General features: G+C 43.8%; 14 protein-coding genes. 3 read left to right on the top strand and 11 right to left on the bottom strand.

Annotated elements, in window-relative coordinates; genetic code table 11:
- Position 1: 1 nt before the first annotated feature.
- Positions 2-748, bottom strand: coding sequence for an ADP-ribosyltransferase (locus BTO10_RS15230; protein WP_105025091.1), 747 nt, complete (start codon positions 746-748; stop codon positions 2-4).
- Between the two features lie 281 nt (positions 749-1,029).
- Here BTO10_RS15230 and BTO10_RS15225 point away from each other — a divergent pair, with 281 nt between their 5' ends.
- Positions 1,030-2,859 (top strand): ricin-type beta-trefoil lectin domain protein, encoded by a 1,830-nt coding sequence (locus BTO10_RS15225; protein WP_105025090.1) that lies wholly within the window; start codon positions 1,030-1,032, stop codon positions 2,857-2,859.
- Between the two features lie 51 nt (positions 2,860-2,910).
- Here the strand turns inward: BTO10_RS15225 and BTO10_RS15220 are convergent, their stop codons facing one another.
- The gene (locus BTO10_RS15220; RefSeq protein WP_105025089.1) at positions 2,911-3,759 is read right to left on the bottom strand and encodes a sterol desaturase family protein; all 849 of its coding nucleotides are present in this window, start codon (positions 3,757-3,759) and stop codon (positions 2,911-2,913) included.
- A gap of 75 nt (positions 3,760-3,834) precedes the next feature.
- Positions 3,835-4,848: a DUF2804 domain-containing protein gene (locus BTO10_RS15215; RefSeq protein WP_105025088.1), complete on the bottom strand. Its 1,014-nt coding sequence runs from the start codon at positions 4,846-4,848 to the stop codon at positions 3,835-3,837.
- A 158-nt stretch (positions 4,849-5,006) separates the two neighbouring features.
- Here BTO10_RS15215 and BTO10_RS15210 point away from each other — a divergent pair, with 158 nt between their 5' ends.
- On the top strand, positions 5,007-6,041 hold the full coding sequence (locus BTO10_RS15210) for an AraC family transcriptional regulator (protein ID WP_105025087.1): 1,035 nt from the start codon (positions 5,007-5,009) through the stop codon (positions 6,039-6,041).
- Positions 6,042-6,093: 52 nt separating this feature from the next.
- Here the strand turns inward: BTO10_RS15210 and BTO10_RS15205 are convergent, their stop codons facing one another.
- Together BTO10_RS15205 and BTO10_RS15200 are read right to left on the bottom strand one after the other, a co-directional pair.
- Complete coding sequence (locus BTO10_RS15205) at positions 6,094-7,026, bottom strand: chromosome partitioning protein ParA (RefSeq protein ID WP_181143999.1); 933 nt, start codon at positions 7,024-7,026, stop codon at positions 6,094-6,096.
- 39 nt (positions 7,027-7,065) lie between these two features.
- Positions 7,066-8,400, bottom strand: coding sequence for a sphingomyelin phosphodiesterase (locus BTO10_RS15200; protein WP_105025085.1), 1,335 nt, complete (start codon positions 8,398-8,400; stop codon positions 7,066-7,068).
- Positions 8,401-8,747: 347 nt separating this feature from the next.
- Between BTO10_RS15200 and BTO10_RS15195 the strand changes: the two genes are divergently transcribed.
- Positions 8,748-9,269: a DUF2058 domain-containing protein gene (locus BTO10_RS15195; RefSeq protein ID WP_004741822.1), complete on the top strand. Its 522-nt coding sequence runs from the start codon at positions 8,748-8,750 to the stop codon at positions 9,267-9,269.
- Between the two features lie 161 nt (positions 9,270-9,430).
- Here BTO10_RS15195 and BTO10_RS15190 read toward each other — a convergent pair whose 3' ends face one another.
- From BTO10_RS15190 to BTO10_RS15165, 6 genes are all read right to left on the bottom strand, one after another.
- Entirely contained in the window at positions 9,431-9,613 is a 183-nt protein-coding gene (locus tag BTO10_RS15190; protein WP_004741823.1) for a hypothetical protein, read from the bottom strand.
- A gap of 196 nt (positions 9,614-9,809) precedes the next feature.
- A complete protein-coding gene (locus tag BTO10_RS15185; protein ID WP_105025084.1) occupies positions 9,810-11,429 on the bottom strand; it encodes a M91 family zinc metallopeptidase in 1,620 nt (539 codons plus the stop codon).
- A gap of 4 nt (positions 11,430-11,433) precedes the next feature.
- Positions 11,434-13,719: a hypothetical protein gene (locus BTO10_RS15180; protein ID WP_105025083.1), complete on the bottom strand. Its 2,286-nt coding sequence runs from the start codon at positions 13,717-13,719 to the stop codon at positions 11,434-11,436.
- 179 nt (positions 13,720-13,898) lie between these two features.
- Positions 13,899-15,371 (bottom strand): aerolysin family beta-barrel pore-forming toxin, encoded by a 1,473-nt coding sequence (locus BTO10_RS15175; RefSeq protein ID WP_105025082.1) that lies wholly within the window; start codon positions 15,369-15,371, stop codon positions 13,899-13,901.
- Between the two features lie 400 nt (positions 15,372-15,771).
- Positions 15,772-16,533, bottom strand: a complete 762-nt coding sequence (locus tag BTO10_RS15170) for a YdcF family protein (RefSeq protein WP_105025081.1) — start codon at positions 16,531-16,533, stop codon at positions 15,772-15,774.
- Positions 16,534-16,743: 210 nt separating this feature from the next.
- Complete coding sequence (locus BTO10_RS15165) at positions 16,744-18,117, bottom strand: L-cystine transporter (protein ID WP_105025080.1); 1,374 nt, start codon at positions 18,115-18,117, stop codon at positions 16,744-16,746.
- Between the last annotated feature and the right edge of the window lie 41 nt (positions 18,118-18,158).

Raw genomic sequence — 18,158 nt, 5'->3', positions numbered from 1 at the left:
ACTAGTAGATACAGGCTTCGGTCACTGTGAGGTTTTCTCCTGAATGGAGATCTTTAATAGGGCGCGTGCCGACTTGTTCTGCCGAGACTTCATGATAGATCACTTGATTTCCCTCTGGTGTGGTATTGATAGCCGTGACCTCAAACAGAGAGTTTCTATTGATGAGTACTTCTAGTTCATCGTCACGCACCGTGGGTATCACCATTCCGTGTTGACCAAGGTTAAGTTCAAAGCGAGAAAGTTGCCCATTATGAAAATTATATGACAACGTTTTCGAGATAGACGTGGACAAGTAGGAATTGGGACTCACGATATCTCCTACTTTTACGGTGTCTCCGTAAGCGGAGAGTAAGCTCTCCCCACGAAACACCGTCCCTTTGTACTTGATGCCATGTTCGAACGCAGAGTCTATTTCATTGATTAAGGTTTCTGTCTCCGAGTCCATCCTCCCTTGCGCTAAGCCTTTTCTTATCGGCTGATAGGCATCATCTTGATACCTTTCTAGCGCGTCAACCTCACTAGAATTTAGGTGTTGGTTCTGCATTCCTGCTTGTTGGTAAAGCTGCGACCGAATCTTTGCGAAGTCTCCATAATTCGATTCGAACCCTGGGTCGGACATATCTTCAAGAACGGCCTCAATGCTATCAGCATTGTAATACTGGGCGTTATATTTGAGGGCGGCAAGTGATGTAAATGGTATTGCAGTAAGGCAGAGGGCAAGTAAGTAGTGAATATGTGAAGAACTCATTTTAGTAATAATAATCGTTGTTTTAATAGTTTCCCATTATACATAATATGCACTTGGTTAAATATTATTAATTCTCTATCTATCTGATTATTTATAGATAATTCGCGCTCTAGTTAGTTCAGAAGATAAATGGAGGTGTTATTCGAAAGGGAATCACAGTTTGATTTATTGGTACGATCATGAAATTGATTTATCGCATAAAGCGAACCACTCTGCTTACTTTGCCGTGTTAATGGTAATTATTATCAATAACAATAGTAACTGAGAGAGTAGAAATTTTAATGAAAACGATTGTAACTTTACTGTCAGCGGTGCTCCCATATGCTGCAATCGCAAGTGATTCACAAGTCACTGAATTCATGGAGGCGTTTCATGAATCTCCCCAAACAGTCATGGATGCTGTTCCTGAAAAGAGTGGTCATGTTACCTCTGCCGATCACTCTGAGTATCTGAATCGCCATCGCGACTTGATGAGAGACACGATAATGAGAATGGGGGAAGCAAATCCACAAATATCAGAATTCTTATTGTCACCGATTCGACAAAACGATAATCCAGCTCGTTTGGTTGACGCAGGGAACGGTCTGATTCGCAACTTAAACCACTTGGCTCAAGCGGTACCGAATCAAACACGACTTGATGTACAACCTTGGTCAGATACGTATTGGCCTCTGTATTCTGGTGCACTTGCTTGGCGCTATGCCGATAAGGAATTGAGAGCGAATAACTGGCAAGCCTATTTCGACTTCAGTCACTTACAAAAACCTTTAGAGTATTATCAAGGTCAAGATCGTGATGATTTGTCGCCAGCGGAAAAATATGATCTCTTGGTTGGAGATGAGAATTTTACGTTGACGCAACGTTCATGGGATTCGGGTAAGGGATACTATGAGTCTCGTGGTCATGTGGAGCGTTGGATGGGCCTTTGTCACGGTTGGGCACCTGCCGCCTATATGCTTCCTCGACCAAAGCAGTCGCTGATTGTGCCTGACGCGAATGGAGAGCCGCTTACTTTTTACCCTTCAGATATTAAAGCACTCGGGACATTGTTATGGTCTGAAGCGCCCTTCAATTCCCGTTTTATTGGTGGCCGCTGTAACGTAAAAGACCCGGAGAAAGATGAAAATGGTCGTGTTGTCGATCCAAATTGTGTGGATACCAACCCAGCCAGTTGGCACTTATCTATCCTAAATCAACTGGGTATTTCCAAACGTAGCCTAATCATGGATGCAACCTACGACTATCAGGTTTGGAATCAACCTGTTGTGGGTTATAAGGTCACCTACTTTAACCCACAAACGAACCAAACCGCTTCTCAACCAGCCGCAGTAACTATTGACCTGAGTGATTACCATAGAGATAGATTTTCTAGTTACCGTTCTTCAAATACCCAAAGCGTGGTTGGCGTTCAGATGGTGGTCAGTTATGTAGTAGAGACAAACCCAACTCATAGACGCAGTGACTCGCCAAGTTATGATGGTATTACCAACGTTACTTATTATTACGATTTGGAGCTTGATCAAAATGGTAACGCAATCGGTGGCGAATGGTATCAGAACCGACATCCAGATTTCTTGTGGACACCGACTCCTCAATCAGTAGCTAAGTCTTACTATGATGGTGAAGGTCAGTGGGACATTACACAGCCTGTACCTCAATCTTGGCAAGAAAGCGCTCGCAGAGCATCTCGGAGTACTCAACCACTGACATCGGTAGTAAAGGCTTTGTTTGAAGCATCGAGTGGCACGGCGACCGATGGTGAATGGCGAGGCATTGTTACTGAGTCAGAGGATGGATTGAAATGTTTAGATGCCGAGGTAGATGGTTCTAAATCAGGTTTAGTCATTTATGGTTGGCGTTGTCACGATGGTGACAATCAAAAGTGGAAAATGAATGCGGACGGCAAGTTAATCAACAAAGCCGCCCCAACTATGTGTCTTGACCAAAATGGTATTGATATCAGCTTAGAGGCGTGCCGAAATCACGAGACTCAACAATGGCGGTGGGATAATGGCCAGGTTAAGAACGGCTTGGCGAACTCACTAAAATGGAATGAACGCACTTGGTTGGTGGGCGCTGATATTAACGGTAGTCAGTGGCGTTGGAAATAACTCAATGGATAGCCCGCGTTGTGCGGGCTTTTTATTTCTAGACTAAGGGTGTCAATCAGAAGGGGGAGAAAGCATTAGCTTAATTTTCTGTATCCGAGATAGCTGTGTATTCTTGAGGTCTGTCCATATTAGCCTCCATTCTTGGAAAGTAACCGTGATAGGGTTGAAGCTGTTGACTGGTTTAGTGACGCCGTAACGTACAGTTTCCACTTCCGGCTCGAAAGTACCAAACAACTTATCCCAGACTATTAAAACGCCAGCGTAGTTTTTATCGATGTATTGTGGGTTCCTGCCGTGATGCACTCGGTGGTGCGATGGTGTGTTAAAGATGTATTCAAGAGGCCCTAAGCTTCGAACCCACTGTGTGTGGACAAAAAACTGCAAACCAAGATTCAAAAGCACGACGAATATTACCCATTTCGGATCGAAACCTATGATGACAAGGGGAACCCAGAATAGCCACATCCCTGCGATTGGGTACATTAAGCTTTGACGAAAAGCGGTACTAAAGTTCATCCTTTCTGAACTGTGGTGCGCGACATGAGCGGCCCACATCCAGCGAACACGATGACTCGCTCGATGGAACCAGTAATAGAAAAAATCCTGTAAAATCATGAGCACCATGAAACTCAACACGCCCATCTCTATTTCCATTAAACGCCAACCAAATAACCAGAGGTAAAGCTGAACGATCAGCAGTCCGGTCAGTAGATCCGACAGCTGATGCATGCCTGCCAATGTGAAATTACAGATCACCTCGGATAGCTTATAGCTGGAGTTATCTGGTAATCGTCCTTGTCTCTGACCAATGAAATACTCGGCCAGCATGCAAATCATGAATAAAGGTGCCAGTACCAACAGCAGCCATTCTGGATGATTGATTAATGCGTCGATATTCATGTTTTATCCTTGTTGAGAAGTCATACTTGAGGTGTCTAGGTCATTGATTGTGATTGAGTCACCACAAGAGTTTTGTTACCAACGAGCAAAGTGGTCTTCCGTTAAACCAAGTACATTATTGAGTTGGTGCGTGATGCCATCATTGTCTTGGATTGAGCCAGAAAAGTGCCCGATGAACTGGCGAAAGTTACTCTTTAACAGCCATAGGTTGAGCTTCTCGCTGCGATGGTTGATGGGAGTAAAAGTCAGGTTGATACGACCATCAATAGACGTTATCTGCCAAGGTAAATGAGTATCTTGGCGGCTAAATGTAAACTGAGCATCGCCAAGTAAGTGCCGGGCGCTGTTAATCCACAGTACGTTCTCACAGCCACCCGTCTCATTAACTCCGGCCGCGAGATTAAGGCCAATGTTCGTGTTATTGACTAGCGCGTTGATGCTAGCCCAACGCCAACTGGTTTCACGCCTCATGTATCCAGCGGAAAAGTCATAGCCAGCACTTGCATTGATAAGAGAGACCTCATGTTGGTCTATCTCAAGTGTCCCAGTTACTTTGAGTGCATTGTGTTTTTGGGTATAGGTCCACCCTGAATAACCGGTTGGTGTGCACATCGACATAGGTAAGCTATCGGGAGCTGGCAGCAAGCAAAAATCAGCTTTAATGAGCTTGGTGTTGATTGCTACGTTCCATTGTCCTTCTTTGATATTGAAAGCGATGCTTTGACCTGCAATTTTTGTCGTACCCTCAAAGGGGGAGTGGGTGATTTGCTTATCAAGCCCCAAAGGTCGCAGCCAATTGGACTCTTCTAGGTGATTATTCTCTATGTCGTATACGTAACAAAATGCCGAACTCAAGTAACGAATGTCAGCAATAGCAACGCCAATGATGTGAGTCTGTGTAACTAAGCTTACAAACTGAAATTGTTTGTAGTGGAAGTGTTTATGCCAAGGGTTTGCTTTTGCGTCCATGGCATTTCGATAATCGAAGTTTTCTATGTTTAGTTGTTTTGGGATGCCATCGAAATGCCCGATGGTTGGTTGACCATCGGAGTTAATCACGCAGACTGGAGCTGGAAGTGTGTTTATCATTGCGAGGCTTCACATTAATTTAACAACTAATCCTATTGTGCGGTGAGTTTAGTAGAATTTGGAGGTCATATTCGGACAAGAGTACGCGTCAATTCACGACTTGAACACTATGGTATACCTCAGTGACCGAAGTGCAATGAGTGATGAGGGAGGTTGGATTGGAAATTATCGCAGAGTATATGCCAACGGAGCATCGGCACCAGTTAGGTACCTTAGATGTCACACTTTTACTCAATACGTTAGAGCAAAAAGGCGTGAACGTTGAAACACTGCTTGGTTGTGCAGGGTTGGAATGCCTAAATTGGAGAGATCCAAATGGAAAGCTCACATACGGGGATAAACTGTCTATCTTTCGGGTCGCGAATCAGAACTTCCCGAATGAGGGGTTAGGTTTGTCGCTTGGGGAACATGCAAGCTTGAGTCATTTTGGGGTGTTAGGTTATGCGTTATCAACCAGCCCAAATGTTGAAGAGGCGATCAAAGCCGGCTTTAAATATCTTCGGCTAAATGGTCCTATCTTTTCTGTAAAGTTGATTCGTGATGGCGAACTCTCTGCGATACAAATCGAGAACACGCTAGAGGTCGGCGAATTGCTTCCTTTCTGCAGTGAATACTTTCTTAGTTCAATCGTCTCATTGTTTAAAGAACTGACCGGAGAAGCGTTATCTATTGAAGCGCTTTCGTTACCTTATCCCAACCCAAATTACGCAAAACTTTATGATAAGCGCTTTCAGTGTGAGGTCACTTTTAATCAAAATGTCTGTGAACTCAGGTTCGATACCTCTGTTTTATCTCAAGTGTTACCGACTCATGATGCCTCGACTCTAAAACGTTACCTTAGGTCTTGTCAGTCGATTGTTGAGACGTTGGAGTCTGAGCATCTGCTTACTAATCAAATCAAAACCATCTTTTATCAAACTGCAGGTCATTTCCCGAGCATAGAGCGACTGGCAGATCTGTTTGGTTGCAGTTCTCGTACCCTGAGGCGCGAACTGAGCAATTATGAAACGAGTTATCAGCAGCTACTGACAGAAGTGCGAGTTGAACTGGCCAAAGAGCTACTGCTCGCTACAAACATGAGTATTGACGATGTTGGTGAAAGGCTTGGCTACAATGATCCTGCCAATTTCAGAAGGGCATTTAAGGGCTGGCTTCATAAATCACCAGCACAGTTTCGCGATGGCCTCTGCTGATCCGCTCTCACGCTAGCTGGCTAGTGATTTGAGGCTATCTTGTTGAACTACGCTATTTAAAGAAGTTCTCCCGAAAGCCAGATATCTCTTGTTGATAGTAGCTATCCCATTCTTGGCTACTCCAGTCTCTATGGCTAGTAGATCGCAGCACAACTAAGGACGACTTCAGTTGAGCCAATTGTTCGTGATAATTCGCCACCGTTTGCTGTTGCTGCGCTACTTGGTGTTCACGAGCCACAATGTTGTTTGCTTGTGAGTCATCCAAATATGTCTCTTGCAGTTCTGTCTTAATGGAGGCTAGCTCGTTTGGACTAAAGCTACTCGGAAGTAACGAGATAGCGAGTTCGTATTTTTTGAATGCGGTGTCTGCGTTTAATACTTCGGCTTGTCCGTCCCATTCCATAATTAAGTTTCGGTAATGTGAAACAAACTCCGTTGCTTCGACTTCTTTGATTAAGCTAGCGCTAAGCGTGAAGTTTAAGTGTGCAAACTGATCTGAAAACAACTGGTGGGCGAGTTCTCCCCATACTTGTAGTGCGGACTGTTTAAATACGCTTACTTTTTCCTCTAAGGTCTCTATCGATTCAAGAGGCATAGTGCTTTCTACCGATTTCCATTTTGCAGAGAGAGTTGGGTAGTGGCTGAGTAATTCAAACCATTCGCTCGTTAACTCATCTTGTAACAGAGCGAGTTGTTCTCTGCAGTTGCTAGTTTGTTGGCACAGCCCCCAAAACTGGTCAAGCTCATTAAACAAGGCTTTACCCTCGAGGTCTAACAGTAGCTCTGCAAAAACAACGTGATCAAAAGATTCTGCTTCATCTGTTGGGTATGAAATGCTTGTTCGATTGTCGTCGATATGACTAATGGTTACAGGGCGTGCTTCGATGGGGGCAGAAACGTGCTCGTATTCTACCGAAGCATAGGTAGTTTTAGGTTCTTTTGATGACCATGAATAGCCAACCATGCCCACCAATATGGTGAGCATGATGATTAATATAACGCGTAACATAGATTCTTTACCGCGCTACTTGATCACTGCACTAACAGGGAAGTGGTCTGAAAGATTGTAATGCTTCCAAAGTTCACTGCTGGTGGAGCGAGGCACATCGACGCGGTTATTGTTTTGAGTTTTAACCGCGTACTCAGAACTGACGACGACATAATCAAGATATTCAACGTTTTCTCCACCAGACATTGGCTCGCCAGCGAAGTTATTAATACGTGGGTCGAATGTAGACGCCGTATAGCCTGAATACTCGGGTTCAATTGCTTGAAGATTGGTAAACATCTCTTGGTAATCGCTAGGGAATTTAAGCTTGTTTACGTTGAAGTCGCCGCTGTAAATAACAGTTTCTGATGCTGGGATATCAAGGGATATAGCTAACTCGCGCATTTGTCTAAATTGACGTTGTCGGTAGTTGCGTGCCGTTGTGGTGTCGAATGATGCAGTGTGAGTGCCGAATACGTGGTAAGCCTGGCCATTTTTGATGATCTCAGCGTAGTTCACACCCTTGTCAGCAAAGCAATCAGTGCCGGTACAGTCGGGAAATACATACTGAGCTTCATTAACGATAGGGTAGCGGCTGACAATGATCACACCGCCGTCATAGATGTTGATGCCATCTTTATCGAGCATTTTAGTTTGATAAGGGTACTCTTTGGCCAGTTCCCGCAAGAATTCATGTCGACCATTGGCAAACACCTCTTGAAGCGCGAGTACGTCATAGCCTTTGACATATTGGGGGATCAGGTCGTAGCGATCACCAATGTGGGATGCGATTGCAGGAAGAGCCCAAATGTTATACGTCATGACTTTCAGCGTATTCGCATCAGGTTCTGGCTGCTCGTCTATTTTTTCTGGAGTGATGGTGTAGTAAATATCATCGTAGCGTGCGGTGTTATCGGCTTTTAGTGCAAGCTCAGTATTCACGTTAAAGGCATCGGTCGTACTGCGGTGGATATTACGGTCATCATAGAGTCTCAGATTAACATCAGCGGCACTTAAGCCATGTTGTAATGTCGAGTTATACCAGTGTCCCTTCATGGTTTGATTGAGAGTGATACTTTCACCCACAGTATTCGAAACCACAGTGTTGAATTGATAAGTTTCCCCTGATTTGACGCCTGTCCAACGATTAAAGCTGATCAGTTTTTTTGTTTCCCATGGACCAATTTGCTCAACGTGTTGTTGCCATTCCTCTCCATATGTAAGGAGGTCAGTACCACTGTGACTGGCTTGAATCGTCATTACTTGGTTGGTGTTATTGGTCAGATACACGTCGGTATCGGCGATAGCAGAGGGAGCTAAGAATGAAGCTGATGCGAGTAATGCACTTAAACTAGTCCATTGATTTTTCATTGGTTACGTTATCCTTACTAATGGGTGTAATGAATAACGTAGTCAATAGATATTGCGCTTGAGTTATAACTCTATAAGCAATATTAAATTATGAGATACACGCCAAGGTTTTATAAAATGAGTCATCTATTGAAAGTGAAAACATTGCTCTAATTGAATGATAAGTGTTACGCGCGCGTAATAAAAAGATGGAAGGTGAGTGGGTATTGACTAAGAGAATGGTCGATAAGCCGTTTTGAGAGGACGCGATTATTTTGGAATTGTTGAGTAATTTACTCTTGTCTGGTAAACAGAAACTTGAAAAACAGGTATGATAGTGTCGTTTTTAATCCTGAACTGGGAAAGTCATGGCAAAGTTAACACTCCAAGAGCAGATGCTTAAAGCTGGCTTGGTAAATGAGAAAAAATTAAAGAAGGCGAAGAAAGGCTCTAAAAAGTCTCGTGTTCAAGCTCGTGAAGCAAAAGCGGCAGCAGAAGAGAACAAGCTGGCGCAGCAAGCGAAAGATAAAGAGCTAAACCAACAGCTGAAAGAAAAGCAGTTGAGCAAAGAGATCAAAGCTCAAGTGAAGCAGCTGATCGACATGAACAAGATCGACCTGAAAAATGGTGAAATCAAATATAACTTCACTGACGGTACTTTGGTCAAATACCTATACGTTGAAGAGCTGACTCAAAAGCAATTGAGTAAAGGCATCTTGAGTATTGCACGTCAGGGCGAAAGCTATGTTGTGATTCCAACAGCGGTAGCAAACAAAATCGCGATGCGTGATGAGGAGTCAATCGTTGATACTCAAACAGCAAGCACTGATGAAGTTGACGAGGATGACCCGTACAAAGACTTCGTGATCCCTGATGATCTAATGTGGTAACACCAAGTTAACTGCTGCTTGATTCGCTGTATGTTTATGGCGCTGAAAGACAAAAAAGCCCTGATGATATTACCATCAGGGCTTTTTAATTTTGGAGAACGTAAACGTAAGCTGAGACGCTTTACTAGCGAGACAATCTCCGTTTTTCAACCCTGTGAGAGTTAGTCAGCGATGACCTCTGTGATATCGAACGCAGAATCTTGTGGGTAGTCTTTGAGCTGATGATATTCAATATGAGATTGCTCATAACCATCAAAATAACAGTCACCAATTTCGTTACGTGGACAAATATGGATATCGTCTCGTTCGATTAACTCTGTTGAACAACATGGACAGTATTTCATAGCTCCTCCTGTAAGGGATCTCTGTCTTTAGCCGGCTTCATTAACTCAAACTTTTGTGTCATTGTGATTGCATTTTTAAGTCACGTAACAGGTTTGCTTCTCATAAACTGGCCCTTTGGAGTTGCGGTTAGCCATTAACAAAGGGCCAGCTGTATATGATGTTTAACTGGTCGCAAGCCGGCTTTTTGAGCCTTGTTTACTGGATGCTACATATATTGAAGCGAGAGCGGCTGCCACCTCCAAGCATTCTCACATTGTCTTTTCTACCTAGCGCTTTCCATGCCGTGCTTTCTTCTGCGCTAAGGTTTGATGGTTGATAATCCAAGTTAGCGTATCGTGATACAACCACTTGTTTTTGCATGCTTTCAGAAAGGCTGTCGATAACATTTGTTGTTACTTTGCCGTCAGAGTAGGCCATCACTAACACTTCGTCGTTGTCTTCCAGCGCTGAGGTTAGGGCTGTTTGGTTACCTTCGTTGTACTTAACATCCCGGTAACCTCGAGTCTCTTCTGTTTTTTTACCTGAAATAGCTCGGTATAACAGATTCTTTTTCCGTTTTTTTAGCGAACTCAAAGGCGTTTCGTTCGCGGCACTGTATAGGTTGACCACTTTGATGTCGTTTTGTGCTGCGTACTTCAAAATTGAACTCTGGTTACTAAGGCCTCTTCGTGTGAGCGCTGGCGAGTTTTGCAGGCTTTGAGAAAGACGTTGTTCGGTTGCATCAACGATAACAATCGCAGGGTTATTCCCTTCACTCAATGATTGTTGGAGCGCTTGTTTAACTTCTATATGAGCTTGTTTTCCTTCTACAGTATCCCATTTAGGGGCATGCTGAGGTGTTGCCGATGGTCTAGTTTCAAGAGTGTAGGGTTGATAGTTGTAGTGCTCTTTCGGCCAATAAGTATTGCGTTTCTCTTTTCCTAGCTCATCAGCCAAATGAAATTCGCTCACGACTTTTTCATTTTTTAAATACGCCTTCGCCTTCTCTTGTCCCAGTGCTTTCCAATGGAAATACATCTCTTCGCGAAGGCTGATCATTGATTGTCTGGTACTACTGATTTCCGTTACAGGATCTCGCCCGTTTTCAGCGTTGTTGTAGTGTGCAATTCCTGTTGTTTGGTACTCATAATTCGGAATGACATATTCTGTGATTTGGTTAGTATCGGGATGTCGATGAGATTGAGGTGTACTGCCTTGTGGAACAGCGCCAGAAGCAAAGTCACGAGCGTGAATGAGTTCATGTCCTAAAGCGACAGTTTGATCAAATGGTGTGTTCTTCCCTGGAATATTAACCATCTCGGTGGTGGAGAAGAAAATCGTATTTGATACTCCTTTACCATTAGATTGTCGCAGCCATGCTAGTGAAGCCTTTTGCTGATCTTCGAATATCGAAGGTACTGTCTCGAATAGTCGACCTGGGCCTTCAGGTTCTCGGATCACAGTGACAACAGTAGCCTTTGATTGATCGACGCCGATCGTATGTTCTATTAGCGGTTCAATAGCATCATCGGGTGCATTTACTGGTTCGTAGGTCGCGATTTGTCGCAAAATCTCACGTCCTGTTGGCGATAGTTGCAGGTTGCGAATCAACACGCTCATGTCTGCAAGGTAGGCATCACTCTTGGTTTGCACGTATAGATTTTTCGACATGCGATAAAGGTTTCCATAATCCGCAGAATTGTATCCCTCGATGACTTTTACGCCGTCGGGAGTATCATAGAAGAGCCCAAATTCAGACCCTTTTCCTGCAAATGTCTGACTTGAATTAATGAGCAGCAACAAGGTCAAAACGGTTCGTGTAATTGTGAGTTTCATAGACTTATTCCTCTAATGCCAATTGGATTTCAATCCAATCTTCTAGTTCTCTGAGCAGCATATGGTTGATGTGTGGAAACATAGTAAAGTCATTGTTTTTAACGATGGCCCCTAATTGCGTTACTGCCGCCTGAATATCCCCCCGGCTCAACGTACCTTTGATTTCGGTAAGGTGAGACCAGAGCTCATGGTTTGAGATTCCCCCGATTTGCAACTCAATGGCGTCATGGTGAACTTGTGATAGGTAACTCAGATGGAGTGTTGATAGCGTGCTATTGAACAGCTGATGCTGATGAGCACTGTCTAATGAAGTATTGGCTTCAGACTGCTGATGCTGTGCGATTTGAAGATAGAGAGAAAGATCGCCTAATAAGTACTGAAGTTGGTTAGCACTTGTCGCTTTCAGAGCCTTTTCCGTTATGCTGTCAATAGCTCTTTGGAAGTTTCGCTCAAACTGAGCGCTAGGTTGCGATATCACGTCGTCGAGTATGTCTGCCATTTGAGGTGCATAAAACCTAAGGTTTGCTGCAGAGTAAACACTTGGAAATGGTATCGAGTAATTTAGAGAACGAATGTAAGACATTGAAATAGCAAGTTTAAATTGAGGCTGAATTAAATATTTGAAAATTTCATATTGTTTGATTTGGTCTAACGCTCCACCGCTTGGTCGCTCGGTTAATAGCAGTTCATACCAACGACTAATTTGATACCAATTTTTACGATTGTTGGGGTCAGAGCTATCAATACCTTTACTCTCTAAGTATTCGCTGAGAGGTGTTTGGTAGCGAAGAATTTCGATGTGCGCTAGCTCAGAAACAAGTTGCTCAAACAGTTTGTTCGATGATTGGCCTGAGATGTAGGCGTTAGCCGTGTTGATCAACTGAGTTCTAAATAGGCCTGCGGGCCAACCGTTAACAATCTTTGATGCGATGTATTGATCAACATTAAAGTCGACTCTCCTCATTAAAAGTTCGGATAACTCGGGATCCTTTTTAGGGTGATAAGTATCGTATAGAGCGCCCGAATCTTTGCATGCATCGAGAGAGGCTTGGACTCCTCCAGGAACTACGGAAGGAATGCCCCAGCAAGTCCTGGCAGGGCGTACTTCTACGGTCGCAGTTTTAAGTTGCTCTTCACTCAGATAATCTATTCCCCATACTTCGTTTGCATACTCCCTTAATCCACTTTGTCTAACTTGAAACTCCAAGGTGCCTCGGTTGAGCGTGCTTTGATTGATCATCGCTGTGATGTGTGGCTTTGCTCTATCACTTACTCGGTTGATTAATCGTTGTCGGTGTTTTGCCAACTGACGTAAAGCAATGTCGACAAGCTCTGCTTTCTTGGTATGTGTTTTTAAAGCCAGCTCGTGATAGGCGCTCGAATTCAACTTGTTGATTAGGTCATCAATTCGAGCTGGTCCTTGATGACGAACGCAGTTTTCGAGATTACTAGGGGAGGTATACGATTCCTGACATAAAGGTTGGTGCAAATTTGTATCAACAGAAACATGGCCCAGAGATTTCAAAAGCTCGAGATCGATTCGTGCCATTTGCTTAGATAGTTGTCTGTCATATGCAGAGGCTAGCCGACGATGCTCGGTGTCGGCTTGTAGGAGTAGGTGATCGACATACATAGAAGCGCTCTGCTTTACGTGATTGTCATATTTATTGAGTAGTGTAATTGCGTCTTCTTTTTTGTGGTGAAACCGAGCAAATTCTGATGAGTGATTAGCGAATACGTAGTGTGTTTGTTGCTCAAACTCTTCAATTTTCTGTTTGGCCGCGAAGTACTTTATATCACTCGACAACAGGTTTAACTCATCACCCACTAGCGGAACGATGGAAAAAACAGAAGCGGCTTCATCAAGGCGGGTAGAGGATTCCTGAGAGAATGTACTCACCATATTGTCGAGCCAAAACCCTACTGCGACTGCATCTCCAACTGGCCCTAACACTTCCAACGTAGAAGATCCCGCTTTACCGAGGCGGTTGAATAAACTTTGTTCGCTCAGTGGGCTTTCAAAAGTTTGCGGGACGCTCGCGAGTGCTTGCTCTGTTTGTGGCCAAGCTGCTGAGAAAGAGCTCGCATGAGCATCATGCTCGAGTTCGCCTAGTGCAATGCCAAACTGTGGCTCTGAATAAACTTCGTCGCGAGCCCATGACGTTATGCGATTTTGGTTAATCTCGTCTAATGATTGAGTATCTTGGACGCCGTCACTAAGACAAAATGCAATGGATATGGGGCTATAAATAATGGCTGCGAATTGCCATAAATGGATTTTTTTTGTCATATTTAAATGTTGGCTTTCATTGGTGGTTAGAAGGAAAAGTACTTTTTGAACAGTGTTCCTGACGACAGGAGAAACCAGCCGAGAACGGTTGTTGAGTAAGTGCTTCGGCTTTTGGATATGGAAGAAAAAAAAGCTCACCACCAGAGTGATGAGCTTAGTGTTGGGATACAGATGTGTTTTTAGTGCTGTATTGGAGTAATCATTAGCTGGGCATCGTGATAACCGAGTCGATTTAGCGCTTCAGGATCGAAATCGGTCACGACGGTTATATCGCCCGCATAGTAGGTTTTGTGGTTGGTTAATATGTTCACGATATCAAATGAATCGACGGAGTGCTCCGCACCGATATCGATCATCCCAGAGTATTGTGACTCGGCATTAAACTGACCTGAAACATAAGAGTAGAAGGGGCGAACACTCGCGCCAGCGGCATATTGCATGCTGCTCAGGCCATATTCGTTGATGGCCCAACTCCAGTCCCACCATTTCATCTCACCAGGAATGTAACGATGGTCCCATTGGTAGCGAATATTGGCTTGCTCTTCGCTGTTGGTACCCATGGTAAATGTGTGTGAAACGGTTGGACGGTTAGTCGGGTGTGAAACTAACGCATTACCACTATAGCGAAGAAAGCCTGTGAAGTTTACGTCGTAACTCATATTAGCTTTGATGCGATAAGGGTAAGAGATAGTAGAGCGCAAGAACTCAACTCTAAATGGTAATACTGAACGGGCGGGTACCGTTAAGATGGCTTGCAGCTCACTCGCCTCTGAACGCTGTCCACTATTGATGTCGGCGAAATGTTGGCCTTTTTCTAACACCACTCGAACATCGGTTTTTCCTGCTTGAGGCCAGTGAAAGTCCTCGTCGAGAGTAACAACGTCCGCGAGATCAAAACGATTGGTCTTGTTCCACTGTGTTGATTGTAAAAAATGAAGATCGACGATGACCTGCTTCGGCTCATCTGTCTCGTTGATTGCATAAGCGGAAAGGGTGTTGATCAGCTCTTGGTCTGTCTCTTTAACGGTGCCGTACGAGAACCCTTGAGTATCAAGTGTGTAGGAGAAGTTATCGACTTTAATCGTCGTTTTCTCATTGCAACGGTCACCTGAACAGCTTCCATTACTATTCCCTTTAATTTCCCAACCGCTGTGAACTTGATTGATCCCCATATCTTGACCAACGTAGCGCCCGTTATCGCCGCCCACCCACGCATAACCAAGATTGTTTGCTAGGTAGGCTAATGGTCTAACGAAGTTCGCATTGTCGTTGACTAAGGCTCTCTGTACTTCGAGGTTACTGTTTTCCTGGATAGCGTGTGCTTCATAGTATGGTAAGCCCGCTTCAGGTTTATTAGGGTAACACCAGGTTTTGTCATTTGGCTGACCATGCTTGATAAGGCCGTGATAGCCAGAGCCCATGATCACCCAATCATCTTGAAGACCGATGATATCCCAAATGTTCATTCGAGAAACGAGGGCCGCTTTGTGCTCCTGTGCTTCTGAGTAATTAAGTGGGCGATAGTCATGACGACAACTATCCTCGCCAAGCTTGTCTAACACGACTTGGTCTGAGTAGATCTTTGCGTTAACGGAATGAGGCGTTAACGATATGGCAGCGCTAATTAGTACAGTTTTACTGACGTTGAACATGAATGAGTTCCTAATGGCCATTGTTTGGCTATTTTTATTAGATATTTTTTATATGTATTATTTTGAAGCCGAGGGCTCCTAGCGGCGTGTACTCTGTCACATAAAAGGAACGCAAAAATACTGAAATGAATTGAAAATAAATCCATATATATTTCATAGCCTTACAGTTGGGTGAGCGTTGCTTGATAAAGCTTTTACTTTTTGTATTCTATTTTGATGAGTAAATAGGTTGTATTAGAAAGTGACGAGTGTTGAAGAGTCTAGAAATTGAAGGGAGATAGTTTAACTTTGGAGTATCACTGGCATAAAAAAATGCAGCGATAACCCTAGTGTCGTCGCTGCATTTTCATCTATTTGATTACTCTAGTTAGAGCTTTATCGGTAACCAAAGAGTAATGCGTTATGCATCACCAGGCTTCTCGCGTTTGCTGTTCCAACCCATAAAGTTGTAGATATTGTACCTCGCAAAACCGATTTGCTCGTGCAGTGCGAAGTCAGTTACAGCAAAGTTGTACCATAAAGGAAGCCATGAAACCTGAGCCGCCATGTAATCGGATCTAACCGGAATTACCTCTAATCCGAAGTGGTTGAAATAAAGCTCACTGCGGCGAATATGTAGGCCAGATGAAACCAGAATAATGTTGTTGAATTGGTGGTGCTTCATCAGGTCGCTGGTTAGCTGTGCATTTTTCCATGTATTCACGCTGTTTGGCTCTTGGATGATGTCAGCTTTTGGTACACCAAGTCTCAGCAATTGTTGCTCGTAAATTTCCGCTTCTGTTACGCCATTGCCTTGTGCATCGCCACCACTGATGATTACTTTGCACTTTGTGCCCGATTTTGCACAATCTTTATATTGGCTTGCCGTTTCACTGATTCGGCCATAAGAGAAAAATGTTGGTTCGAAACCTTGTGTGCTTTGAATAAACTGAGTGCCAGCACCGAGAAGAACAATTGCATTATTATCGGCCCATTGTATATCTGGTTTACTTTCGTAATTTGCTTGTAGATCATCTAATAAATAACGAGGAATTGACCCCGTACCAATCAGCACAAATGACGATAAGAGAACAAAGGAGAGAAAATAAGAGGTTTTTCGCCACTGAAGTAAACGAGTCGTGAAAACGAATAATAGAAGAAGTAAAAGTATAATAAAGCTCATTGGAATCCTGTTATCGAACTTTTGCTATGGGTAAACGCTATGTTTGAAGTGGTGCATCATATATCATTTTTATAAAATCATTCCAGATAACCCATTGTATTATTGAACAAATGCACGCTTAACATTTAAAAAGCAACTCCGGCACCAAATAGACAATAAAAAACCGATGCATGAGCATCGGTTTTTTTGGTCGAGCAGTTTGATTCAGAATTAAGCGTTCGCTTGTTCCAAATCTTGTTGCTTGTCTTTCTTACCTAACAGGCGACTTGTGATCGTACCGGCTGTCATTGCACCAGATACGTTAAGCGCGGTACGAGCCATGTCGATAAGTGGTTCGATCGAGATAAGCAGTGCTGCGATTGTTACTGGCAGACCCATCGCTGGCAGTACAATAAGTGCTGCGAACGTTGCACCACCACCTACACCTGCGATACCGAAAGAGCTCACTGTAATGATTGCAATTAGAGACAGGATGAAGTTGATGTCCATAGGGTCGATGCCAACCGTAGGTGCAACCATCACTGCTAGCATTGCAGGGTAGATACCCGCACAACCGTTTTGACCAATTGTCGCACCGAAAGAAGCTGATAAGTTAGCAATTGCTGGTGGCACGTTTAGTTTCGTGATTTGAGCTTCAACGTTCAGTGGAATCGTTGCTGCAGAACTACGCGAAGTGAAAGCGAACGTTAGAACAGGCCAGATTTTTTGGAAGTACTCTTTTGGGTTTACGCCAACAAAAGAAACTAACACACCGTGAACAACGAACATCAGCAGAATTGCAACGTAAGACGCTACGATGAAACCAAGCAGGCTTAAAATGTCAGAAGCGCTTGATGTTGCAACTACTTTCGCCATTAACGCTGCGATGCCGTATGGCGTTAGTGCCATGATCATCTTAACTAAGCGCATCACGATAGATTGAGCGGCTTCAACGAACGTACGAATTGGAGATTCTAGCTCTTCTTTCTCTGCCATTACTTTGCGACCTGCAATACCCGTTAGCACACCAAAGATAACAACCGCGATGATAGATGTAGAGCGAGCACCGGTTAGGTCTGCAAATGGGTTGGTTGGAATGAAGCTAACCAGCATTTGTGGAATCGTTAGATCCGCAACCGTACCAATGCGGCTTTCTAGTGTTGCGATACGCGCTGTTTCGCGAGCACCTTCTGTTAAACCTTCAGCAGATAGGCCAAATGCTTGAGTCACAACAATACCTACAATCGCAGAGATTGCCGTTGTCGCAAGTAATACAGAAATCGTGATGCCAGAAATTTTGCCCAGTGAACCGCCTTTCTCAAGTTTCACTACTGCAGCAATCATTGAAACCAATACTAATGGCATGATCACCATTTTCAGTAGGCCAACGTAACCACGACCGACAATGTTTACCCAGTCTAGTGTTTCTTTGATTACAGGGTTACCTTCACCAAATAGCAACTGAAGGCCAAGACCAAAAGCACTACCAAAAACTAAACCTAATAGAACTAAGCGCGATAACGTGTTTTCTTTTTTCTGCTGTCCGTGGAGAAAGAAGAGGATACCAGTGAATACCGCTAAGGCAGCGATAGCTGAAAGTGACATTTGTTTTCCTTATGAGTTTCTTTAAATTGATAGATTACTTG

This window comes from Vibrio chagasii (assembly GCF_002954585.1).
GTDB classification, from domain to species: Bacteria; Pseudomonadota; Gammaproteobacteria; order Enterobacterales; family Vibrionaceae; genus Vibrio; species Vibrio chagasii_A.
This window is presented reverse-complemented; position numbering and strand designations above follow the sequence as displayed.